The organism is Acidaminococcus hominis, assembly GCF_022484025.1.
GTDB classification, from domain to species: Bacteria; Bacillota; Negativicutes; order Acidaminococcales; family Acidaminococcaceae; genus Acidaminococcus; species Acidaminococcus hominis.
In genome coordinates this window covers 1,773,816-1,797,139 of record NZ_JAKVMG010000001.1, presented here as the reverse complement: position 1 = coordinate 1,797,139, position 23,324 = coordinate 1,773,816, and the positions used below count along the sequence as shown (strand labels likewise).

At 52.7% G+C, this 23,324-nt stretch carries 22 protein-coding genes; 17 read left to right on the top strand and 5 right to left on the bottom strand.

The window, feature by feature from the left end; all coding sequences use genetic code 11:
* Nucleotides 1-10: 10 nt before the first annotated feature.
* From LKE88_RS08090 to LKE88_RS08080, 3 genes are all read right to left on the bottom strand, one after another.
* On the bottom strand, nt 11-772 hold the full coding sequence (locus tag LKE88_RS08090) for a helix-turn-helix domain-containing protein (protein WP_105325742.1): 762 nt from the start codon (nt 770-772) through the stop codon (nt 11-13).
* Between the two features lie 720 nt (nt 773-1,492).
* The gene (locus tag LKE88_RS08085) at nt 1,493-1,927 is read right to left on the bottom strand and encodes a Fur family transcriptional regulator (RefSeq protein WP_105326414.1); all 435 of its coding nucleotides are present in this window, start codon (nt 1,925-1,927) and stop codon (nt 1,493-1,495) included.
* 485 nt (nt 1,928-2,412) lie between these two features.
* Nucleotides 2,413-2,952 carry a flavin reductase family protein gene (locus LKE88_RS08080; protein WP_105326413.1) on the bottom strand — a complete coding sequence of 180 codons (540 nt, stop codon included), beginning with the start codon at nt 2,950-2,952 and terminating at the stop codon, nt 2,413-2,415.
* Nucleotides 2,953-3,076: 124 nt separating this feature from the next.
* On the opposite strand from LKE88_RS08080, the gene LKE88_RS08075 reads away from it, so the two are divergent.
* Complete coding sequence (locus LKE88_RS08075; protein ID WP_276803293.1) at nt 3,077-4,588, top strand: CYTH domain-containing protein; 1,512 nt, start codon at nt 3,077-3,079, stop codon at nt 4,586-4,588.
* A gap of 104 nt (nt 4,589-4,692) precedes the next feature.
* Here the strand turns inward: LKE88_RS08075 and LKE88_RS08070 are convergent, their stop codons facing one another.
* On the bottom strand, nt 4,693-5,754 hold the full coding sequence (locus LKE88_RS08070) for a hypothetical protein (RefSeq protein WP_105326411.1): 1,062 nt from the start codon (nt 5,752-5,754) through the stop codon (nt 4,693-4,695).
* Nucleotides 5,755-5,892: 138 nt separating this feature from the next.
* Here LKE88_RS08070 and clpB point away from each other — a divergent pair, with 138 nt between their 5' ends.
* A complete protein-coding gene (gene clpB, locus LKE88_RS08065) occupies nt 5,893-8,436 on the top strand; it encodes an ATP-dependent chaperone ClpB (RefSeq protein ID WP_105326410.1) in 2,544 nt (847 codons plus the stop codon).
* 49 nt (nt 8,437-8,485) lie between these two features.
* Here clpB and LKE88_RS08060 read toward each other — a convergent pair whose 3' ends face one another.
* The gene (locus tag LKE88_RS08060) at nt 8,486-9,100 is read right to left on the bottom strand and encodes a hypothetical protein (RefSeq protein ID WP_105326409.1); all 615 of its coding nucleotides are present in this window, start codon (nt 9,098-9,100) and stop codon (nt 8,486-8,488) included.
* Nucleotides 9,101-9,260: 160 nt separating this feature from the next.
* Here LKE88_RS08060 and LKE88_RS08055 point away from each other — a divergent pair, with 160 nt between their 5' ends.
* The 15 genes from LKE88_RS08055 to rpsJ all read left to right on the top strand — a co-directional run bounded on the left by LKE88_RS08055 (nt 9,261) and on the right by rpsJ (nt 23,323).
* Complete coding sequence (locus LKE88_RS08055; protein WP_105326408.1) at nt 9,261-10,247, top strand: hypothetical protein; 987 nt, start codon at nt 9,261-9,263, stop codon at nt 10,245-10,247.
* A gap of 31 nt (nt 10,248-10,278) precedes the next feature.
* Complete coding sequence (locus LKE88_RS08050) at nt 10,279-11,643, top strand: phosphohexomutase domain-containing protein (RefSeq protein ID WP_105326407.1); 1,365 nt, start codon at nt 10,279-10,281, stop codon at nt 11,641-11,643.
* A gap of 11 nt (nt 11,644-11,654) precedes the next feature.
* Nucleotides 11,655-12,644, top strand: a complete 990-nt coding sequence (gene galE, locus LKE88_RS08045) for a UDP-glucose 4-epimerase GalE (RefSeq protein WP_105326406.1) — start codon at nt 11,655-11,657, stop codon at nt 12,642-12,644.
* Between the two features lie 4 nt (nt 12,645-12,648).
* A complete protein-coding gene (locus LKE88_RS08040) occupies nt 12,649-14,589 on the top strand; it encodes an ATP-binding cassette domain-containing protein (protein WP_105326405.1) in 1,941 nt (646 codons plus the stop codon).
* A complete protein-coding gene (locus tag LKE88_RS08035) occupies nt 14,586-15,272 on the top strand; it encodes a uracil-DNA glycosylase family protein (protein WP_276803287.1) in 687 nt (228 codons plus the stop codon). The genes LKE88_RS08040 and LKE88_RS08035 overlap by 4 nt, the downstream gene beginning before the upstream one ends.
* An 11-nt stretch (nt 15,273-15,283) precedes the next feature.
* A complete protein-coding gene (locus tag LKE88_RS08030; RefSeq protein ID WP_105326403.1) occupies nt 15,284-16,051 on the top strand; it encodes a threonine/serine exporter family protein in 768 nt (255 codons plus the stop codon).
* A gap of 8 nt (nt 16,052-16,059) precedes the next feature.
* Nucleotides 16,060-16,539, top strand: a complete 480-nt coding sequence (locus LKE88_RS08025) for a threonine/serine exporter family protein (RefSeq protein WP_105326402.1) — start codon at nt 16,060-16,062, stop codon at nt 16,537-16,539.
* A 36-nt stretch (nt 16,540-16,575) separates the two neighbouring features.
* Nucleotides 16,576-17,550: a ComEC/Rec2 family competence protein gene (locus LKE88_RS08020; RefSeq protein ID WP_105326401.1), complete on the top strand. Its 975-nt coding sequence runs from the start codon at nt 16,576-16,578 to the stop codon at nt 17,548-17,550.
* A gap of 12 nt (nt 17,551-17,562) precedes the next feature.
* Nucleotides 17,563-17,910, top strand: coding sequence for a cupin domain-containing protein (locus LKE88_RS08015; protein WP_105326400.1), 348 nt, complete (start codon nt 17,563-17,565; stop codon nt 17,908-17,910).
* A gap of 367 nt (nt 17,911-18,277) precedes the next feature.
* Nucleotides 18,278-18,532: a L7Ae/L30e/S12e/Gadd45 family ribosomal protein gene (locus LKE88_RS08010; RefSeq protein WP_105326399.1), complete on the top strand. Its 255-nt coding sequence runs from the start codon at nt 18,278-18,280 to the stop codon at nt 18,530-18,532.
* A gap of 66 nt (nt 18,533-18,598) precedes the next feature.
* A complete protein-coding gene (gene rpsL, locus LKE88_RS08005; protein ID WP_012939266.1) occupies nt 18,599-18,982 on the top strand; it encodes a 30S ribosomal protein S12 in 384 nt (127 codons plus the stop codon).
* 46 nt (nt 18,983-19,028) lie between these two features.
* A complete protein-coding gene (gene rpsG / locus LKE88_RS08000) occupies nt 19,029-19,499 on the top strand; it encodes a 30S ribosomal protein S7 (protein WP_105326398.1) in 471 nt (156 codons plus the stop codon).
* Nucleotides 19,500-19,522: 23 nt separating this feature from the next.
* Nucleotides 19,523-21,610: an elongation factor G gene (gene fusA, locus LKE88_RS07995; protein WP_276803282.1), complete on the top strand. Its 2,088-nt coding sequence runs from the start codon at nt 19,523-19,525 to the stop codon at nt 21,608-21,610.
* Nucleotides 21,611-21,639: 29 nt separating this feature from the next.
* The gene (gene tuf, locus LKE88_RS07990) at nt 21,640-22,827 is read left to right on the top strand and encodes an elongation factor Tu (protein WP_105326815.1); all 1,188 of its coding nucleotides are present in this window, start codon (nt 21,640-21,642) and stop codon (nt 22,825-22,827) included.
* Nucleotides 22,828-23,011: 184 nt separating this feature from the next.
* Nucleotides 23,012-23,323: a 30S ribosomal protein S10 gene (rpsJ, locus tag LKE88_RS07985; protein ID WP_012939263.1), complete on the top strand. Its 312-nt coding sequence runs from the start codon at nt 23,012-23,014 to the stop codon at nt 23,321-23,323.
* Nucleotide 23,324: the final 1 nt, after the last annotated feature.

The following is a 23,324-nucleotide window of genomic DNA, read 5'->3' as shown; positions in this document are numbered from 1 at the left end:
GCTCCATATCTTATTTGTGTGAATCCCGCCTCCTTTCCACAATATCGAGTTTTTTTAGGAAATCAATCTCCATATCCTTGGCTTTGAGTTTTGCATTAGCCAGTTTGAGTTCAGCTTTCATACACTCATATTCTGTAGGGGCTTCTTCAGGGACTTCTACTGGCTTCCTGTGTCCGCGCCCATCTATGAGTCCTTCGGTATTGTACTTATTATATTTTAAGACGTAATTTCTGACTTGCTGGTAGGAAACCTTAAACTTTTCAGCGGTTTCATGGTAAGCATTCCCGTTTTCAATGCAGTATTTTACGATTTCAACGCGCTCGTCAAAGGTCGTTTGTCTAGCTTTAGTCATGATCTTGGCACCTCCAGTACCCGAACTTTTTAGTTCCTCATGACTATTATACTTCTTTAACCAGTCTCTGATTTGACGAGAACTTTTTAATCCGTATTTTTGTACCAGCTGGGACATAGTCGTTTCGCCCTTAAGATATTCCTCTACGCATTGGATCTTAAGATCAGCAGAATAACTTTTAACCTGTCTTTTGTTAAATACCTCAGGACCATTTCCTATATATTCATCTACCCAATACTGTACTGCTTTCCAGTGAACCCCTAACCTTTTTGCAGAAACCATTGGTGATTCTTCATGAGCAAGAACAGCTTTGACAGCCTTTAATTTATCCTCTGCACTGACTTTCGATATAGACATTTTACATACTCTCCTTTCAACGAATCCAGGAGGTTTAACTATATGCCAGTCTACTTTATTCATAGCATACCATTTATGGGGAAGGTGCCGCACAACGTGCGGCGGAAAGGGCGGCGACACTTCCTACAGCGGTTCGCTGCTAGCCAGTCATTTTCGCCTTGCAGGCTCAATTCCTGGGCAGCTATCGCATGGGCCTTATTAACCAAACATCCTTTGGAAGGATTTGGGGATGTTTGGATGCGGCCGCAACGCTTGCAGGAAGCGTTCTATGCCGCTACTGGTCAAGTAATAGACTTAGGGTAGTGCAAGTATTTACAAACTATGCTGCTTTGCGGTGCCCGTTTTGCACATGACTCGTATAGGCCTAAGACTGGCCCCTGAGCGGTTCGCTGCCAGCCAATCATTTTCGCCTTACAGGCTCAATTCTTGGGCAGCTATCGCATGGGCCTTATTGACCAAACAGCCACTTGTAGAATTTGTCGGGCTATTTGGATGCGGCCGCAAAGCGTGTAGGGGCCGTCAGTCCGCAGGACTGACTGAGGAAGTTTGTTAGATACGGTTATAAAGAACAAAAAACGACTTGCGAACTCTTTTGAGCTCGTAAGCCGTTTTTTCTTTTGGGGTAAGTATTATTTCACACCCCCTTTTTTCTGCGGCCGCAGACGGGCCGCAGAAAAAAATCCATAGTTCCAGGCTGTACAACCTTAGATACTATGGATAAAAAATATGAAGTTGGCGGGCTGCCGGCTCTGGCAGCCCGGACCCCGCAAAAGGCGCTAGGCCTTATTGCCTGGGGGATGCTTTTTGACAGTCCGGGCACAGGCCCAGGAAATACGTTTGATGGCGATAGATCAGGAAGCCGCTTTTATCTGCCACTTCATCATCAAAGGCCTTCTTGTAGTCCCAGTCCAGATTGAAAATCCGGCCGCAGGTTTCGCAGCGAATATGGGCATGCGGACGGGTATCCACATCGTAGCGCATAATGCCGTCACCCACATCAATCATGCGGACTAGGCCTATACGGCAGAAAAAGTTCAGTGCCTGGTAAATGGTTGCAAAGCTCAGCGTAGGCATTTGCAGCTTTACATCCTCATAAATTTCCATGGCAGTGGGGTGACGATCAGGATCGGATAGTGCTGCGTATACCTCCAGCCGCTGCGGGGTGATCTTTAACCGCATTTCTTTCAGACGCTGGGCCAGCTCTTCTCGTGTTAACATGGTAGTAGCCCCTCCTTTGGACTCATCGGCGGGAAACGAAGCCGGCTAAGGAAGTTCCGTTTCCAAGAATTATACGTAAGTTTCTGAAATATATACAAGAACCATTTTAATAATAGCTTTTAAGAAGAAGATTGTCAATAAAAACAGCGTAGAGATTTCTTATAGCCGATACTCGAAAAATGTTATCAATCAACAAAAGTCCCGAAGAAAAGCACAGTTTTTCCTCAATATAGATGCAAAGCGTGCATATTTTTATTAATATTTTCCATATATGGCATAATTTTTACCGATTGGACACAAGAATAAAAATATTTTTAAGGGAAAAAACACAGAAAAAAATTTTTTGACGAGTTTACAATTTTTATCATATATGTGTAAAATTCTTAACATTTCTGCATGGTAAAAAAAGGAAAGCTGAAAACGGCCCCGGGAATAGTTAACCTAAAAAAGGATGCACCCGAAGGCACATCCTTTTCTTTGCAAAACTATTCTTCCAGATAGGCAGCCACGATTTCGCCCATAATGGTGAAATGGGTGTCCTGGGTGTCACCGCTGGGCAGCGCCGGGGTGACCGTGGGGTAGAATCTGGCTTTGCTGGCTTCATCAGTGAGTTGGTCCAGATCCTGCTTTTGGATATAGATGACCTTGCATTCCAGGGTCAGGGGCAGTTCTTTGATGGCAGGAACGCTGACTTTTTCTCCGGGAACGGTGGTTAAGCCCAATTCCTTGATTTTGTCCAGGTCCCGGCCGGATTTGGAACCGGCAATTTGCAGCACCTTGGGGTCCAGGGCGCCGGTGGGTACGTTAATGGTAAATTCCCGGGTACGCTCCAGCAGGGGCCAGGTGTACCGGCTTTCCCGGACGTAGGCAGTGAAAACGGGTTTGCCCCAGTTGACGCCCAGGCTGCCCCAGCCAATAATCATGGTGTTGGTTTTGGTGCCTTCCTGGGTGGTAAGCAGGATGCCCTTGGGCAGGGCTTTTAAAATGGTTTCTGCCGCAGCAAAAACATCAATGGGTTTCTTCATGCAAATTCCTCCTCTATATACTGCACAATCAGTTTCATTATAACAAATCAAGTCAAGCTGTATGTCTTCTGCAACCAGGTTACGTATGATACAATAGTACAAGAAGACGAGGAGAGTGGCTTTTATGGCAAACGGACAAGAAAAGGAAATCAAATTGGTATCAACCCCGGCGGGACGCAAAAAACTGCTGCAGCTTCCCCTGGTAAAGGAAAAGCTGATTGCAGGCAGCCGGCATGAGCTGGCCCTGGTGAACCGATACTACGATACAAGGGACCAGAAGCTGACCCGGACGGGAATGGCCTACCGGATCCGCCGGACCAACGGCAAGGCGTTTGAAGCCACCGTGAAAACCCGGGGAGAAACGGTGAACGGGTTCTCCGCACGGCAGGAGTATACGGTGCAGCTGGAAAAGGAGCAGCCGGTGCTGGTGGGCTTTGCCCCCCAAATGGATGAAAAGCTCCAGACCCTTTTGACGGAAGACGAGCTGCTGCCGTTATTTACCGTGGAGTTTACCCGAAAAGTGGCGCTGCTTCAGCTGACCAAGAGTACGGTGGTAGAAGTGGCGGTGGATACGGGCAGCATCCAGGCTGGGGACAGTACGGAACCCATTGAGGAAATCGAGCTGGAAATCAAAAAGGGCCGGGAAAAGGACCTGCTGCGCTTTACGGCGTCCCTGTCCCGGGAAATTCCCCTGCTGCCGGAAGAACGCAGCAAATTCCAGCGGGGACTGGCACTGCTAACCCCGGACCGGGGGCTGTGGCAAAAACAGGCCCGGTACAGCTGTGAGGCGGGAATGCCGCCGGAAGGGGCTTGGCGGGGTCTTGTGGCTGCCAGCCTCGGCGGAGCCCTGGATCAGCTGGAACAGCGGCGCCGGGACCCGGAAGGTTTTTCCTTGGAAGAATATCAGGAGCAGCTGGCAGCCTGCCGGGGTCTGTGGCAGTTGGGGGAGGACTTTCTTTCCGGTACCTCCTGGCAAAAGGGGGACACGATTCTGCAAGGGCTTCTGAAGCTGCCCTTTGATCAGCAGGCCCTTCCTGAAGAAAAACGGCTGGAAGACCTTTTGGCTCGCCAGGAAGACCAGCCTCTGCAGGAAGCAGCCCAATGGCTGAAACGCCAGGGCGCGGAGCTGGAACAACAGGGCAGCCGGTACTATGCCCAGGCCGCCGCCGCAGGCCTGTGGCAGCTGCTGTACCTGTCCACCCTGGCGGTGGAAAACCAGGAGGTGCAGCACCTGGGGGACCTGCGGACCCGCTACTGGAACAAGTGGCAGCAGGAGGCCCGGCTGCTTAGTGAAAGCGGCAATCCCAGCCCTTTGGCTGCCAGGGAGAATATGGCGTTGCTCAGCGGCCTCTTGGTGCTGGAAGAAGCTTTGTCCGGCTCGTTGGGCAAAAAGAAGCTGGTGAAGGCCGGGAAAGCCTACCAGGCTGCCTGGTACAAGGTCTGCCGGACCTGCGCCCAAATCGAAGCCTATCAGGCTGGCGCCCAGAAAGAGCGGGTGCGCCGGCTGGGCTTTGCCCTGTGCTATGCGGCAGGCTGGGAAAGCGCCGGGGTGGAAAAACAGCTGAAAAAGGCGGAGAAGGCCGGAAAGGCCCTGCGTAAGGAAATCCAGCGCCACGCTGAAATTAGTTTGGGCTAGGAGAAAAAAATAAAAGTCAAAAAATCAAAAAAGTATTTGACTTTTTGACTTTTAAAGTTTACAATAAGACCCAGGAAGTGAGAAGAGCTTCCTGGGTGATTTTTTTAGAACAAGAATATAAGCAGAAGCAGAATGACAATGACCGCCAGAAGTCCGATGCCCACCATGCCCAGCTGGGTAAAGCGGTGCATGAGGATTTCGGAGTTCAGGAGGGAGTAGCAGCGCTGGAGCACATTGATTTTGTTGTTGATGTTCTCCCGCCAAACGGAAGTATGGAGCAGGTACATGTACCGGGAATAGACCCGGGCGTTGAAAATGTCCTCGGTAACCCTAAGGGCGTTGTCCACGTTCCCCGTCAGCACGCTCATGTCCGCCATAACTTCCAAAAGGTGACGGCGCAATTGCCGGAAGGTGCGCAGGCGGCCCGGTCCTTCGGGACGGCTGGCCCCGTCGATTTCCGCGTAGGTCTGGTCAATGGCCCGGTTGAGGGCGGCGTCGTAATAGCGCAGCTCCAGGAACTGGGCATTGGCAAATTCCAGCAGGTCGGGCAGGTCCATGCTGCCGGTCTTATCGTACAAGAGGGCGGTATCCCAGGTGAGATACACCACATCGTCCGGACCGTAGGAGAACCGGTTGGCCAGGGCGTGATCCCGGGTTTCCTGGCTGAGGCTGGCTTTTTCCTTCATAATGAGGGGAGCCCAGTCCCAATCGGGCAGGGGATCCCGGAAGTAGTACACCACAAAGTCCTCGTCAAACTCGGAAATACGCATTTTGGTGCAGGCGGGCTTGATGGTATCGGTGACTCCATCGATAAATTCCCGGACATCTTCCTTGGGCAGGGCTCCTAAGGCAATGGCCAGGTCCCGGTATTGGGTATAGGTGATGTCTTCCGGTACATCCAGATGGAAAATCAGGCTGACTACCCCGATATCGAAAATCCGGGCTTTGACTTCGGTCAGGTACTCCTGGCCGGCCAGGGTCAATTCGTGACTGCCCAGTTCCACCAGTACAGGCGGATCTTTAAAGGTAATGGATTGGGGAGAAACCTTCTCCAGGCGCAGACGGGAGGCAATCTTGTTCCGGCTGGTCCAAAGGGCTTCTACCAGATTCAGATTGATTTCGTCGGCTACGTCAAACAAATGGTATAAATAAATGGACGAATTCATGATGTCCTCCTTGTGGACGGGTAAAAAAAGTATAATTCCATTACATTTCTATTCGTTGCAGAAGTGAAAATTCCTGCTTGTTTACAGAAAAAGTGCTATAACAATATGCTATGAAGAAGTTTTGCGGAGGTGTTGGATATGCAGGCAGAACGCTTGAATGATGAAGTTAAAAGTTTACTGGAGGCAGCCCAGCAGCAGGCCGTGATGAACTACCATCAGGAGCTGAGCACGGTGCATCTGCTGTCCGCCATGTGCAGCCAGCCGGACGGGTTTTTCAAATTTGTCCTGAAAAGCCTGCACGTGGATGAGAATGCCTTTAACCGGGATGTGGATCACCTGCTGAAGGAGATCCCTTCCGTGAAGGGTACGGATCAGCTGAGCATGAGCACGGGCCTGGCCCGGGTGTTTGCTCTGGCCCAGAAGGCTGCCGGGCAGGGAGAGGTGACCCCTTCCCACCTGCTGGCTGCTTTGTGTGACGATGGGGACAGTGAAGTAGTTTCCCTGTGCCACAAATACGGCATTACCCGGAGTGCCATCCGGGACCTGGTGGGCAAGTACCAGGGAGGCCAGGATGCAGAAGAAACCAAGAAAACCCTGGAAAAATACGGCCAGGATCTGACTGCCAAGGCCAAAAAAGGCAATCTGGACCCGGTCATCGGCCGGGATGATGAAATCCGGAGAACCATTGAAATCCTGTCCCGCCGGAAAAAGAACAATCCGGTACTGATTGGTGAACCGGGCGTTGGCAAGACCGCCATTGTGGAAGGCCTGGCCCGCCGGATTGTAGCCGGCGATGTGCCGGAATCCCTGAAGAACAAGACCCTGTACGCACTGGACCTGGCCTCTTTGGTGGCCGGTGCCAAGTACCGGGGCGAGTTTGAGGAACGGCTGAAAAAGATTTTGAAGATTGTTTCCGATTCTGCCGGTCAGATTATCATGTTCATTGATGAACTGCACACGGTGGTAGGAGCCGGGGCTTCCGAAGGCTCCATGGACGCAGGCAACATCCTGAAGCCCATGCTGGCCAGAGGGGAACTGCGCTGCATTGGCGCCACCACCCTGAATGAATACCGGAAATATATTGAAAAGGATTCCGCTCTGGAACGTCGGTTCCAGCCTGTCATGGTCAAGGAACCCAGCGTGGAAGATACCATTTCCATCCTGAGAGGGCTGAAGGAACGGTACGAGGTGCATCATGGGGTGCGGATCAAGGACTCCGCCCTGGTGGCAGCTGCTACTCTGAGCAACCGGTATATCAATGAACGGTTCCTGCCGGATAAGGCCATCGACCTGGTAGATGAAGCCGCTGCCCGTCTGCGGACGGAAATCGACTCCATGCCTACGGAACTGGACGAAAGCCGGCGCCGGATTCTGCAATTACAGATTGAGGAACAGGCTCTCAGCAAGGAAGACGATCCCCAGTCCAAGGACAGAATGGAGAAAATCCAGGAGGAACTGAAACAGCTGAAGGCCGACAATGACAAGCTCATGGCCCAGTGGAAAGAGGAAAAGAGCGGCATTGCCAAGGTGCGTCAGGTCAAGAAGGAAATGGACAACGTGAAGAAGGAAATGGAAGAAGCGGAACGTTCCTATGACCTGAACAAACTGGCTGAACTGAAATACGGCCGTCTGCCGGAATTGCAGAAACAGCTGGCTGTCCTGGAAAAGGAAGAACAGTCCGACAAACGCCTGCTCAAGGAAGAAGTGGACGAAGACGATATTGCCAAGGTGGTCAGCACCTGGACCGGTATCCCTGTCAGCCGGCTGGTGGAAGGGGAAAAGAAGAAACTGGCCCATTTGGCAGAAATCCTGCACAAACGGGTGATTGGCCAGGACGAAGCTGTCCAGGCTGTTACGGAAGCTGTAATCCGGGCCCGGGCCGGCATCAAGGATCCCAACAAACCCATTGGTTCCTTTATCTTCCTGGGACCTACCGGGGTGGGCAAGACCGAACTGGCCAAAGCCCTGGCAGAAGTGCTCTTTAATGATGAAAAGAGCATTATCCGGATTGATATGAGCGAATATATGGAGAAGCATACGGTATCCCGTCTGATCGGGGCGCCTCCTGGCTATGTTGGCTACGAGGAGGGCGGCCAATTGACGGAAGCGGTGCGGCGGCATCCGTACTCCGTGGTGCTGTTTGATGAAATCGAAAAGGCCCACGCAGATGTGTTCAACGTACTGCTGCAGGTCCTGGATGACGGCCGGCTTACCGATGGCCAGGGCCGGAATGTGGACTTCAAGAATACCTTGATTATCATGACCAGCAACCTGGGTTCCCATGAGATTATGGAAAACAAGGGCCAGATCGGCCGGGAAGAAGTACGGAATATGCTGATGAAGTTCTTCCGTCCTGAATTCCTGAACCGGGTGGACGACATTGTGGTCTTTAAGCCTCTGGAACCCGAACAGATTAAGAGCATTGTGCAGCTGATTCTGAAGCAACTGGGTGACCGGCTCCATAGCCAGATGGAACTGACGCTGACGGCTTCGGACGAGGCGGTGGATTACCTGGCCAAGACCGGGTTCGATCCTGCCTTTGGTGCCCGTCCGCTCAAGAGATTGATTGTACACACCGTGGAAACGGTGGTCAGCAACAAGATTGTGGCTGGGGACATCAAGAGCGGCGATGCCATCGAAGTGGTGCTGAAGAATGGCCAGATCGATGTAGTGGTGAAATAAACAAAAAAATAATGGTGCGCAGGAATGCGCACCATTATTTTTTATGCCGTTATTTGCCGTTTTCAGTCAGGGTATCGGCCGCTTCCCGGACAATCTGTTCCAGCAGCTCCTGGGAGGTTTCCTTGGTGCTGGTACGGGCGTCGGTGTATTGGCAGATGGCCTCGCCGTTTTTAGTGGCCAGGAAGGTTACGCTGGCGTAAGCTGTGCCGTCCGGTCCCTTTTTCTTGTCTTCTTTGTCTTTCTTGGTATCCTTCTTGTCCTCCGCTGCAGCGGTTTCCTCAGCGGCTGCTTGGGCAGCTGCTTCCTGGAGGGCGGACTGGGAAGGTTCCGTGCCTACGTAGTTGACCATAACCTGCAAGCTGATGGTCTGGCGCAGTTTTTTGTCAGGCAGCATCACCGGGTTGGTGTACAGGGTAACGCCTTCCTTATCCAAATCCTTCTGCAGCTTCAGATAGGTTTGCCGTACTGCGTCCTCATCCCGGACGAAGGAAGGATGATCCTGCCGGAAAGCCGCATCCCGCCGGCTAAGATCCTTCAGGTATACCACCTTTACTTTGTTAAAGGAAAAGCTGTCGCTCTTCCAGCCGCTTTTTTCAGCACCCGCGGTAAGGGGCACGGACAGCAGCGTTACCAAAAGAGCAGCCAAGGCCAGAAATTTTTTCATGGGTGATCCTCCTCGTAGTTTTTTACAAATACCATTTTACAACGGATGGGAACGTGTTTCAATGTCTTTTCGTTTTGACTCAGAAGGAAAATCGGGCTATAATTTGTACAGTTACAATTGTACCAAACAGGGGGTAAGGTGCGGGAAAAGAGGGATTTGCATGGCAATACCAATTTTTGTGTGGGCCGCAGCCGGAATTGGCGCGGCAGGATTAAAACTGTACAAGAGCGCCACCAGCTCTGAAAACATGGTGAAAAATGCCATTGAACGCTACAATGAGGAACGGTTCAAGTTCTATAAGAAAATGGAGGAGCTGCTGCCCCAAGTGGAAGCTTTGGCCCATTTGAAACTGGATACCTGGCATCATTATGAAGAGGTTTTTGCCATTCTGGACAAGATTGAAAACCTTCCTGGCCACTATACGTACAAAAGTCATAAGAATATGCACCTGCTGCCCCAGGACGTGCGGAAACTGCGCCGCATTGCCCGGGTGGTGGACCGGATCCGGGACCAGAAGCTGGATACGGAAGGCACGGGCATGCTGACCATTTTGGCTTTGCACGGGGGAGCTGCCAGCTCCTACAGCCAAAATGAGCTGGAACGGGACGAATCCCGGCTGGTGATGGAAAAAATCATGGACCAGCCGCTGTACACCTCCGAGGTGACGGCACTGGACGAAATGAGCGTCATCGAACGGATTATGGGCTTTCCCAAGGTGCTGCGCCCCGGCTATTTTGCCGGCAAGGACGGCAGCAAGATGACCCGGGAAGAAGCCCTGAAGTTCAAGACGGAAACCGATACCCAGTCCCTGCTGCTGGCGGACGTGGAAGCCCGGACCGCCCGGCTGGTGGAAGTGGTAACCCATGTGCTCAAAACCATGGAAACCCTGAAACAGGAACACGATGACCAAATTGGCTATTTGCAGGACCTGGCTGCCCGCAAACCGGACTACGAAGGCTTTACCCTGGAAGAGAAAGACCGGCTGAACTTTGTCATGGCCCTGGGCTTTGTGCTTAGGGAACTGGCGCGGACGGACATTGTCATCAAAAACGGCAATGTGACCATCATCAACCGGACGGGGCTTAGGACGCCTTTGGGCAAGGCCCAGGACCTATTGCCCCTGGATACAACTCCCTTAAATTATTAAGGCGGGAAATAGAATTATTGGAGGAACCTACGTGATCAGTACCAAAGCATTTAAAGCGTACGATATTCGGGGCATTGTGCCCACTGAAGTCAATGAAGAACTGGCCTACCGCCTGGGGCGGAGCCTGGCCTTTTACCTGAAGGCCAAGCACCTGGTGATCGGCCATGATATCCGGCTCAGCGGACCGGCCCTCAGCAAGGCTGCCGCAGAAGGTATGCGGGACGGCGGCGCCAGCGTCTGGGATTTGGGCCAGTGCGGCACGGAAATGATGTATTTTGCCACCGCCCACCTGAAAGCGGACGGAGGCATGATGGTTACGGCCAGCCACAATCCCAAGGACTATAACGGGATGAAGCTGGTCCGCTCCGGTTCCCGGCCCATTTCTGCGGATACGGGGCTGAAGGATTTGGCAGACCTGGTGTCCGCTGAAGATTTTGAGACCCGGGTGCCCAAGGCGGAAAAACGGGGCGATTACGAAGAAGTCAACATTATGCCCAGCTATGTGGACCACCTGCTGACCTATATCGACAGCTCCCGGCTGCTGCCGCTGAAAATTGTGGCCAACCCGGGCAACGGCGGTGCCGGGCCTGTAGTTAAGGAACTGGCCAAGCACCTGCCCTGCCGCTTTGTAATGATCAACGATACCCCTGATGGGAACTTCCCCAACGGGGTGCCCAACCCCCTGCTGCCGGAAAACCGGCAGGCTACGGCGGCTGCGGTAAAGGCAGAGAAAGCCGACCTGGGCATTGCCTGGGACGGGGATTTTGACCGCTGCTTCTTCTTTGACGAAAACGGCCGTTTCATTGAAGGCTACTATCTGGTAGGGCTTCTGGCCCAGTACTTCCTGCAAAAGCATCCGGGCAGCAAAATCTTGTACGATCCCCGGCTTACCTGGAATACGGAAGACATCATTGCCCGGTTTGACGGCAAGCCGGTGCGCTGCAAGAGCGGACACGCCTTCATCAAGGAATGCATGCGCCGGGAAGGGGTCTTGTACGGCGGAGAAATGAGCGCCCACCACTATTTCCGGGATTTCTCCTACTGCGACAGCGGGATGATTCCCTGGCTTTTGGTGATTGCCCTGATTTCCAGTTCCGGTCAGCCTCTGTCCCAGCTGGTGGACCAGCGGATCCAGGAATATCCCTGCAGCGGGGAAATCAACCTGGAGGTGGAAGACGCCGACCAGGTGCTGGAAAGCCTATCCGCCCGGTTCAAGTCCGGCATCCAAGACCGGATGGACGGCCTGAGCGTGGTCTACAATGAATGGCGCTTCAACCTGCGCAAATCCAACACCGAACCGGTGGTCCGCCTGAACGTGGAAACCCGGGGCGATGGACAGCTGCTGAAACAAAAGACCCGGGAAATGCTGGACCTGATTGGCGGCAAACGGGTATAGGAGGAAATACATTGAACGTACTAGTAACAGGGGGAGCCGGTTACATCGGCTCCCATGTGGTAGAGGAGCTGGTCCAGAAGGGCTATACTCCTTTTGTTTATGATAACTTCAGCACCGGTCATGTGAATGCGGTGCCGGAAACGGTCCAGCTGATTGAAGGGGATATCCACGATTTCTCTTTCCTGAAGCATATTATGGGCCAGTATGAAATCGACGGGGTGCTCCACTTTGCTGCCAGCAGCCAGGTGGGGGAATCCATGGTGAACCCGGGGAAATACTACTACAATAATGTAGCGGGCACCCTGGGCCTTTTGGATGCCATGCGGGAAGCAGGCGTGGACAAGCTGGTATTTTCCTCTACGGCGGCCGTGTATGGGGAACCGGAAGCGGTGCCTATTACGGAGGATATGCCCTTAAAGCCCACCAATGTGTATGGCCGCACCAAACTGATGATTGAAAAGATGCTGGCGGACTACAGCAGTGCCTATGGTCTGAACTACGTGGCCCTGCGCTACTTTAATGCAGCCGGCGCAGCCCTTGCCGGCAATATCGGGGAAGACCACCGGCCGGAAACCCACCTGATTCCCCTGATTCTCCAGGCAGCCCAGGGCAAGCGGGACAGCGTGTCCATTTTTGGTACGGACTATCCCACCCCCGACGGCACCTGCCTGAGGGATTATATTCACGTCAAGGATCTGGCTTCTGCCCATGTGTTGGCCCTGAACCATCTGGCAGAGGGCGGCAGCAGCCGGGTGTACAACCTGGGCACGGAAAACGGGTTCTCCGTCCGGGAAATCATTGACGCCGTGAAGAAGGTTACCGGCCGGGACTTCACCGTGAAGGAAGAAGCAAGACGGGCTGGGGATCCGGCCAAATTGATTGCTTCCTCCGCCAAAATCAAAGAGGAGCTCCATTGGCAGCCCTGCCACAGCACCATCCAGGAAATCGTCACCACTGCCTGGCGCTGGCACGAAGGGCATCCCAACGGATACGAAGAATAGAGGTATGGATATTTTAGTCACCGTGGACGGCTTGAAGAAAAGCTTCGGCGTCCACGATATTTTTAAAAATGTAAGCTTTACCATCCGCCAAGGGGAAAAGGTGGGATTAGTAGGCGTCAACGGCAGCGGGAAAACTACCCTGCTGCGATGCCTGCTCCAACCGGACTTTGCCGACGGGGGCACGGTGAAATTTGCCGGGGAACTGCGACTGGGCTACGTCCAGCAGGGTTTCAACGACTTCCGGGAGGAAACCATCTGGGAGTTTATGCAGGGAGCCTGCCCGGATATCCTGGCCCTGCGGCAGAAAATGCGGGAATTGGAAGAAGCTGGGGGCACGGCCCAGGGGGACGAACTGCAGCAGGTCCTGGACCAGTACGCCCGGACGGAAAACCGCTATGCCCATTTGGACGGTTACCATTACGAAAGCAATATCAAAAAGGTCCTGACAGGTCTGGGGTATCCGGAAGAAACCTGGAATGACCGGGCGGACAAGCTGTCCGGCGGTCAAAAGACCCGGCTGATGCTGGCGGCGGCCCTGGTAAACTCCCCCGACCTATTGGTCTTGGATGAACCTACCAACCACTTGGACATTGTTATGAGTGAATGGCTGGAAAAATATTTGCAGGAGTTTCGGGGCGGGGTCCTGGTGATCTCCCATGACCGGGCCTTCCTGGACCATGTAGCCGAGGAAATCCTGGAAATGGAGGGGGGCACCCTGCACCGCTACAAGGGCAACTATTCGGCCTATCTGGAGCAGAAATCCATTCAGGTGCTGTCCCAGACCCGGGCCTACGAAGCCCAGCAGGAATATATCGCCAAAACGGAAGAATACATCCGCCGCTATAAGGCGGGCATCAAAAGCAAGATGGCCCGGGGCCGCCAGTCCCAGCTAAACCGGCTGGAACGGATTGAGGCTCCGGTAAAGGAAGAAGAATTTGAGCTGCGGCTGCCCCATGCGGCAGAGTCCGCGGAAAAAGTCATTATGCTGGAGCATCTGGACGTGGGCTATCCCGGCACCCTGCTGCTGAAGGATGTGGACCTGACCCTGCGCCGAGGCGAAAAGGTGGCCATTATCGGCCCCAACGGCTGCGGGAAATCCACCCTTTTGAAGACCATCCTTCAGGATCTGCCGCCCCTTAAAGGGGAGGCCAGGATTGGCAACCGGGTGAAGATTGGCTACTTCTCCCAGAGCTACGAGCGGCTGGATGAAAAGCAGACCATTATGGAAAACTTCCTGACGGAATATGGCTACACCGACGAACAGACCCGGCGGCTTTTGGGCAGCATGCTGTTCCACGGGGACGATGTGTTTAAGGTCATCGGTACCCTGTCCGGGGGCCAAAAGGCCCGGCTGGTGCTGCTCAAGCTGGTACTGGACGGGGCCAACTGCCTGCTCCTGGACGAACCCACCAACCATTTGGATATTGCTGCCAAGGAAGCGGTGGAAGCAGCCCTGGAGACCTTTGACGGCACGGTGCTGCTGGTCAGCCACGACCGTTATCTGGTCAATGAGATTGCCGGCCGGATTTGGGCCGTGGAAAATGGCCGCGTAACGGACTACAAGGGCAACTACGATTTCTACCAGGAAGAAAAGGCCAAACGCCAGGGAATGGGAACAGCGGCTGCGCCGGCTGCCCCGAAGGAAACGAAAAAAGAGGCTCCGGCTCCTGCCCAAAGGGAGGCGGTCCCTGCTGCCCCGAAGGCGGAGGAACCGAAGAAACCGGCCTACAGCCCGGCAGAAGCGGAAAAGCTGCTGCCCCAGGTGGAACTGAAAATCCGGGAATATGAGGCCCTGCAGAAGGTCCTCAGCGGCCAGATTGCCGACCCGGCCAACCAGCAGGACTTGGAAACCAGTACCAAACTGGCCAAGGAATACGAAGAACTTAGTGAGATTTTGGACGGGCTGATGACCAAATGGGAAGCCCTCATGGAGTCGTTAGAATGACCATTAAAGAATTTATTGCAGCCCTGCAGCAGGTGCACTCAGAAACCAGCTTCAATCCCTGGGTGGACTATGATCCTTCCTGTGATATTGGGCCCCAGGCGCCGCTTATCCGGGCGGCCAACCTGAAACGGTACCTGGAACTGCGGCAGGAGGCCCGCTATCTGTTTATTGCCGAAGGCCTGGGTTACCAGGGAGGCCATTTTTCCGGCATGGCCATGACCAGCGAGCGGATCCTTTTGGGCCACCATCCGGACGTACGGCCGGAGGTGGTGCTGGGAGATTGGGACTACCGGCGGACCAGCAATCCGGAAAGTCCGCTTTTAAACAAAAAACAGAAGGAGCAGGGGTTCAACGAACCCACTGCCACCATTATGTGGGGGGAGCTGGCCCATCAGCAGCTGGCCTCCTTCCAGACCATTCTTTGGAATATTTATCCTTTTCATCCCTATAAGCCCAGCGGCATTTTGACCAACCGGACCCCCACAGGGCCGGAATTGGACCAGGGCATTGTATTTGCCCGGATGCTGCTGGACCTGGTGCCGGGGATGCAGGTGATTGCCATCGGCCGGAAAAGCGCCGGGACCCTGGAAAAATACGGGGTGCCCTGTGCGGCGGTGCCCCATCCCTCCATGGGCGGGGCCAACCGGTTCCGGGCGGCAGTGGCGGAACTGTTTCAGCGGTAAAGGAGACAATTATGGCAAGTACTTTGGCGGCGATGAGCAAGGAGCAGGTGCTGAAGATTGCCCTGACGGCAGGGAAAATCCTTTTGTGCAGCGGGGCAGAAACCTATCGGGTGGAAGATACCATGCTGCGCATCTGCCACGAAGGCGGCATGAACAATGTGGCGGCCTTCTGCACTCCGTCCCTGGTGATGCTGGGCCGGGAAACCCTGGAAGGGGACAGCCTGATGTACCGGATTACCAAACGGGGCACCAATCTGACGCTGATCAGTGAAGTCAATGAAATGTCCTATGCCATGCCCCATTGGGACAAGAGCTTTGAAGAAACCATGGACCAGCTGGAGGAAATGCTCCACCGGCCCCCTCGGCCGGCCTGGGAGGAAATCTTTTGGTCCGGGCTGGCTGGGGCCTTTTTTGCGGTGGTGCTGGGCGGCGGCTATTTGGAGTTTACCGCAGCCCTTTTAGGCTCTCTTTTGTCCATGGCGTTTGTCAAGGCAGTCTCTCCCTTTGAACCCAGCAACTTCTGGGAAACCACGATGGCAGGGGCTATTATCTGTCTGGTGGCGGTACTGTTCCGCAAGGCTCTGCCGGATACGGTAATGGAATTGGCCATTGCCGGGGGCGTGATGCCCTATTTGCCGGGGATGGCTTTTACTAACGGGATTCGGGACTTTATGGCCGGGGATCTGCTCAGCGGCACCTGCCGGGCCGGGGAAGCGATTTTCCTGGTGGGCGGGGTGGCTATTGGCATAGCTACCGTTCTGGGCGTTCTGTATATGTAGGAGGACCTATGCCGCTAGCTGTAACCATTGTAATCAAGACCATCTTCTCGTTTTTTGCTACCGTAGCTTTCGGGAAGCTGTTTGACTGCCCCAAAAACTGCCTGTACAAAGCCGGCTTTGTAGGGATGGTGGGCTTTGGGGTTTATATTGTGCTGCTTAGCGGGCTGGGGCTTAGCTCCATGCTCAGCAACTTTGCCGGCACTGTGGCACTGTCCCTGTGCAGCGAGGTGTTTGCCCGCTGGTACCGGCAGCCGGTGCCTATCTTTTCCATTCCCGGGGTGATTCCCCTGGTGCCCGGACTTCCTTTGTACCGGGCCATGAACTATACCATGCTGGATTCCTACAGCATGGGGATGCATACCTTTATCGGAGCGGCCCTGGATGCTACGGCCATTGCCATTGGCATCCTTTTGGTGTCCGGTCTGGCCAAGGTATGGAAAACCAGCAAAAAATTGGTAAAACAAAAACGCCGGAGCAGTCGTCTTTGATTGCTGCGGCGTTTTTGGCAGAAAGGAGCGAAATTGATGAAAAAATGGCACGGAATTTGGGGTAAGGTGGCCAGCCTGCTGCTGGCCCTGCAATTTTTGCTGGCGGGCTGCGGTCTGAGCCAGGGGACGGGCAGTAAACCCAGTCCCAGCCCTAAGGCGGGAACCCAGGCGGTAACGCCCATTAAGCCTCCGGCTCACGAGGCCACCCTGGTTCAAAAGGTAGATGGACCGTTAAAAATCACCATGCTCAGCGTGGGGAAGGCGGACAGCATCTTGATTCAGGTGGACAAGAAGAATTACCTGGTGGATACGGGGCTGTTTGAGGACGGCAATACCCTGGTGGCCCGGCTGCGGAAACTGGGTGTGAATTCTCTTGATGGCCTGTTCCTGACCCACCCCCACAAGGACCATATTGGCGGGGCGGTGGCCATTCTGAACAGCCTCCACGTGGAGCATGTGTACTACACCAATGTGGTCAATCCCCAGTCGGGGCTGATGAAAAAGGTCAAGAAGCTCATTGAGGATAAGCACATTGACGCAGTGCTGGTGACGGCGCCCATGGATATTCCCCTGAAGAACGGGGCTTCCTTTAAGGTCTTTTGGCCGGAGAAGGACCATCTAACGGTGCCCGGGGATACCAACGTGAATCCCAACAGTATGGTCATGCGCTTTACCTATCAGGATTTCACCATGATGTTCACCGGAGATGCCTACACCCAGACGGAAGCCAAGATTATGAGCCTGTACGATGCCAAGGAACTGAAAAGCGACGTGCTGAAGGTGGGGCATCACAGCAGCAATACGTCAAGCTCCATGAATTGGCTGAGAACGGTGAAGCCCATGGTGGCGGTAATCAGCTGCGGCAACGAACCGGGCACCCGGAAATATCCCAACAAAACTGTGCTGAAACGGTTGAAGACCGCCGGCGCAAAGATTTATAATACGTATGACAACGGTGACATTACCATTATCTCCAACGGCAGTGAGTATGCAGTCACCACGGAAAAATAGGGAGGCGTTCTTATGGCAGTTTATACGAAACTGGAAAAAGTCGTGAAGGAAAATCCGGGTACCGGCACCATTATCCGGGAAGTGATCATGGATCCCGCAGCTTTTGGGGGAGCCAACGAGATGTTTGCCCAAATCACCCTGCACCCGGGCTGCGCTGTGCCCCTGCATAAGCACGAGGGCAACAACGAAACCTACTACCTGCTGAAAGGGGAAGGGGAATACACCGATGAGGACAAGAAGGTGGCCGTAAAGGCCGGGGACGTAACCTTCTGCCCGGACGGAGGCACCCATGCCTTGTATAACACCGGCAAGGACGATCTGGTGTTTATTGCCCTGATTGCCAATACGTTAAAGAAATAAAACTTTTGTCTCAAGCAAAGAGAGCTGTGAAAAATACCTTGGCGTTTTTCGCAGCTCTTTTCGTTATCCAGAAAAAATAAATTTGAAAACTTTTTGTGAAATATTGGGGCCGCGGGGAAGAAAAAAGGTTTTCCGTTCTAAATTTCTTGCGATTTCCATCCAATTTCAGGGAAAAAGTCCCAGGAAAAACCCGGGAAAAATGCGGGTTTCTAGGGTTTATGATACACTAGGCACTGTGTAAAGAAAGAGCGGCTTAAAATCGTGCCAAAAGGCCATAAAAAACGAAAAAAATTCTTGACATGGGGTGTCAAGAATGTTACAATACTCGAGTGTCACAGGGGTTACTATGTCTTTCGGAGGTGTGAAATTGTTTCTCGCAGACGTGAAAAACGGCTCGCCCGTTGTTGTTGGTGTGAAGCAGTCCCAGAAAGCCATAGCCAGAGGTCAGGCTGTGGGAGCGCTGATTGCCCTGGATGCGGATGAACATGTAACGGGGCCCATCAAGGCGCTGTGCGAAGCTGCTGGCGTAAGACTGGAAACAGTCTCTACCATGCAGGAGCTTGGCAAGGCCTGCGGCATCCACGTGGGAGCATCCGTAGCCGCTGTACTCAAAACCCGGTAGAATCTTCTGCCCTGCAGAAGGTTTTTATAATCATTAAATCTTATACTCGAGAAAGGAGGTGCCGGAATGCCTACAATCAACCAATTGGTTCGTAAAGGTAGACAAGTAATTACTCAAAAATCAACGGCGCCAGCATTAAAAAATTCACCACAAAAACGTGGTGTCTGCACGAGAGTGTACACCACCACTCCGAAGAAACCTAACTCCGCACTGCGGAAGGTTGCTCGTGTCCGTCTGACCAATGGTATTGAAGTCACTGCCTATATTCCTGGTATTGGCCATAACCTGCAGGAACACAGCGTTGTTCTGATCAGAGGCGGCAGAGTAAAGGATCTTCCCGGTGTTCGTTATCACATCATTCGCGGCGCATTGGATACCGCCGGTGTTGCTGATCGCAACCAGGGCCGTTCCAAATATGGCGCTAAGCGCCCGAAAGCAGCTAAGAAATAATTTTGGCTGGCACGCAGAATGATAAATAACGAAGGAGGAAATACAGATGCCGAGAAAAGGTCCTGTAACTAAAAGAGACGTATTACCGGATCCAGTATATGGTTCCAAACTTTTGACCAGATTCATCAACAAAATTATGCTCGACGGTAAAAAAGGTGTTGCCGAGCGTATCGTATATGACGCTTTTGATTTGATCCACTCCAAGACGGGTAAGGACCCCATGGAAGTTTTCGATACTGCCATGAAGAACGTAATGCCTGTTCTGGAAGTTAAAGCACGCCGGGTGGGCGGTGCCAACTACCAGGTTCCTGTTGAAGTAAGAGCCGACCGCAAAACGACTCTGGGAATCCGTTGGCTGGTCAACTATTCTCGTCTGCGCGGAGAAAAAACCATGTATGAACGTGTTGCCGGCGAACTGATGGACGCTGCAAACAACACGGGCGCTTCCGTTAAGAAACGTGAAGACACTCATAAGATGGCTGAAGCAAACAGAGCGTTTGCCCATTATCGTTGGTAAGATTCATTAAGGAGGAGTAATTCGTGGGTAGAGAGTTTCCCTTAGATAAAATCAGAAACATCGGCATCATGGCTCACATCGATGCTGGTAAAACTACTACCACGGAACGTATCCTGTTCTACACCGGCAAGACTCACAAGATCGGTGAAGTTCACGATGGCGCTGCCACCATGGACTGGATGGTTCAGGAACAAGAACGTGGTATTACGATTACTTCCGCTGCTACGACCTGTCATTGGAAAGGCCATTCCATTAACATCATCGACACCCCGGGGCACGTTGACTTCACCGTAGAAGTTGAACGTTCCCTGCGTGTACTGGATGGTTCCGTGGCCGTATTCAGCGCCAAAGGCGGCGTTGAGCCCCAATCCGAAACGGTTTGGCGTCAAGCGGAAGAATACAATGTACCCCGTATCGCTTATGTAAATAAGATGGATACCACCGGCGCTGATTTCTTCAATGTTATTCAAATGATGAAAGATCGCCTGGGTGCAAATGCAGTTGCAATTCAAGTACCTATTGGTGCTGAAGATACTTTCGAAGGTCTGATCGACCTGGTAAAGATGCAGGCAATTGTTTACGGAGACAAGCTGGGCAAGGAAGAAGAATTCGAACCCATTCCGGAAGCCTATGTTGAAACCGCCCAGAAGTACCGTCAGATCCTGCTGGAAGCTGTTGCTGAAAGCGACGATGACTTGATGGAAAAATATCTGGAAGGTGAAGACCTGACGGAAGAAGAAATCAAAGGCGCCATCCGTAAGATGACCTGCCAATGCAAACTGTATCCTGTAACCTGCGGTTCTTCCTACAAGAACAAAGGCGTACAGCCCCTGCTGGATGCCATCGTTGATTACATGCCTTCTCCTCTGGATGTTCTTGCCATCAAAGGCACCAACCCTGAAACGGGCGAAGAAGAAGAAAGACCTTCCAGCGACTCTGAACCGTTCGCTGCTCTGGCCTTCAAGATTGCAACTGACCCGTATGTAGGCCGTCTGGCATTCTTCAGAGTGTACTCCGGTACCCTGACCGCCGGCTCCTATGTATATAACGCCAATAAAGACAAGAGAGAAAGAATCGGCCGTATCCTGCGTATGCACTCCAATCACCGTACGGAAATTGAAGAAGTTTTCGCTGGTGATATTGCAGCAGCTGTAGGCCTGAAGGATACCAGCACCGGCGATACCCTGTGCGATGAAAAAGCACCGATTATCCTGGAATCCATGGTATTCCCTGATCCTGTAATCTCTGTAGCTATTGAACCGAAAACCAAAGCCGACCAAGAAAAGATGGGCGTTGCCCTGGGCAAACTGGCTGAAGAAGATCCGACCTTCCGGGTTCGCACGGATGCCGAATCCTCCCAGACCATCATTTCCGGTATGGGCGAATTGCACTTGGATATCATTGTTGACCGTCTGAGAAGAGAATTCAACGTAGACTGCACCGTGGGCAACCCGCAGGTAGCTTACAGAGAAACCATTCGCAAGAGTGTCAAATCCGAAGGTAAGTTCGTTCGTCAGTCCGGTGGTAAAGGTCAGTATGGTCATTGCTGGCTGGAACTGACTCCGCTGCAACCGGGCGAAGGCTTCAAGTTCGAAAACAAGATCGTGGGCGGCGCTATTCCTAAAGAATACATTGCTCCTGTTGAAGCAGGTGTTAAGGAAGCTATGGAAAACGGCGTTGTTGCTGGTTACCCGATGGTTGATATCGGCGTTACCGTATACGACGGTTCCTACCACGAAGTCGACTCCTCTGAAATGGCATTTAAGATTGCCGGTTCTATGGGCTTCAAGTCCGGTGCACAGAAAGCAAACCCTGTTCTGCTGGAACCGTACATGAAAGTCGAAGTTGTCATCCCTGAAGAATACATGGGTGATGTAATCGGCGACTTGAACTCCCGTCGTGGCCGTATCGAAGGCATGGAAGCCAGAAGCGGTGCCCAAGTTATCACTGCTTTCGTTCCTCTGTCCGAAATGTTCGGTTACGCAACGGACCTGCGTTCCAAGACTCAGGGCCGCGGCAACTATTCCATGGAAGTAGATCACTACGAAGAAGTTCCTAAGAATATTGCTGAAGCAATTACTGCTAAAAACAAAGGAAACGCACAGGACTAAGACCTGTGATCAATTAGGAGGAAATAACAATGGCTAAAGAGAAATTCAATAGAACCAAACCCCATGTTAACATTGGTACCATCGGTCACGTCGATCACGGCAAGACCACTCTGACTGCTGCTATCACCAAAGTTCTGGCTGAACGCGGCGGCGCTCAGTTCATGGACTACAACATGATCGATAAGGCTCCTGAAGAAAGAGAACGTGGTATCACCATCAACACTGCCCACGTTGAATACGAAACCGAAAAAAGACACTATGCACACGTTGACTGCCCGGGGCATGCTGACTATGTAAAGAACATGATCACTGGTGCTGCTCAGATGGACGGCGCAATCCTGGTTGTATCCGCTGCTGATGGTCCTATGCCTCAGACTCGTGAACACATCCTGCTTGCCCGCCAGGTTGGCGTTCCTGCTATCGTTGTGTTTCTGAACAAATCCGACCAAGTTGACGATCCTGAACTGATCGAACTGGTTGAAATGGAAGTTCGCGAACTGCTGAGCCAATACGGCTATCCTGGAGATGAAGTGCCCATCGTTGTTGGTTCCGCACTGAAAGCTCTGGAAGGCGACAAAGAACAAGAAGCAAACATCATGAAATTGATGGATGCTGTTGACGAATACATTCCGACTCCTGTCCATGACCTGGCTAAACCGTTCCTGATGCCTGTTGAAGACGTATTCACCATCACCGGCCGCGGCACCGTAGCTACTGGCCGTGTAGAACGTGGCGTAATCAAAGTTGGCGACACGGTTGAAATCGTTGGTCTGAGCGAAGAAAAGAAACAATCCGTTGCTACTGGTCTGGAAATGTTCCGTAAGACCATGGATCAGGCTGAAGCCGGCGACAACATCGGCTGCCTGCTGCGCGGTATTGACAGAAGCGAAATTGAAAGAGGTCAGGTTCTGGCTAAACCCGGTTCCATTCATCCTCATACCAAATTCAAAGGCCAAGTATACGTACTGACCAAAGAAGAAGGCGGCCGTCATACTCCGTTCTTCAACGGCTATCGTCCTCAGTTCTACTTCAGAACTACCGACGTTACTGGTGTGGCTCACCTGCCTGAAGGTACCGAAATGGTTATGCCTGGCGACAACGTTGTAATGGACGTTGAACTGATCACCCCGATCGCTATCGAACAAGGTCTGCGTTTCGCTATCCGCGAAGGTGGCCATACGGTAGGCGCTGGCGTTGTTACCGAAATCGAAGGTTAATCCGCAAGGTTTATCCGATAAATGATGTAAGCCCATATGAGGGGCGTGGCCAAAGCCCCTCATATTCTTATGTTTAATGGGCCCGCGATGAGGCAGAAGATGGCTTCTGGCCTGCCTGGTCAAGAAGGGAACTTTTGCTGAGTATGTCCGTTCTTAGAAACGTGGCGAATGGAGGAAATTATCAATGGCAAAGACTCAAAAAATCCGTATACGCCTGAAAGCGTATGACTACAAAGCACTGGATCAAAGTGCTTCCAAAATCGTAGAGACGGCAAAACGTACCGGTGCTCAAGTATCCGGCCCGATTCCGCTGCCTACCGAAAAGAACATCTATACGATTCTGCGTTCTCCTCATGTCAACAAAGACTCCCGTGAACAGTTCGAAATGAGAACCCACAAGAGACTGGTAGACATTCTGGAACCTACAGCTAAGACGATCGATGCACTGACTCGCTTGGATCTTCCTGCTGGTGTAGATATTGAGATCAAAGCGTAAG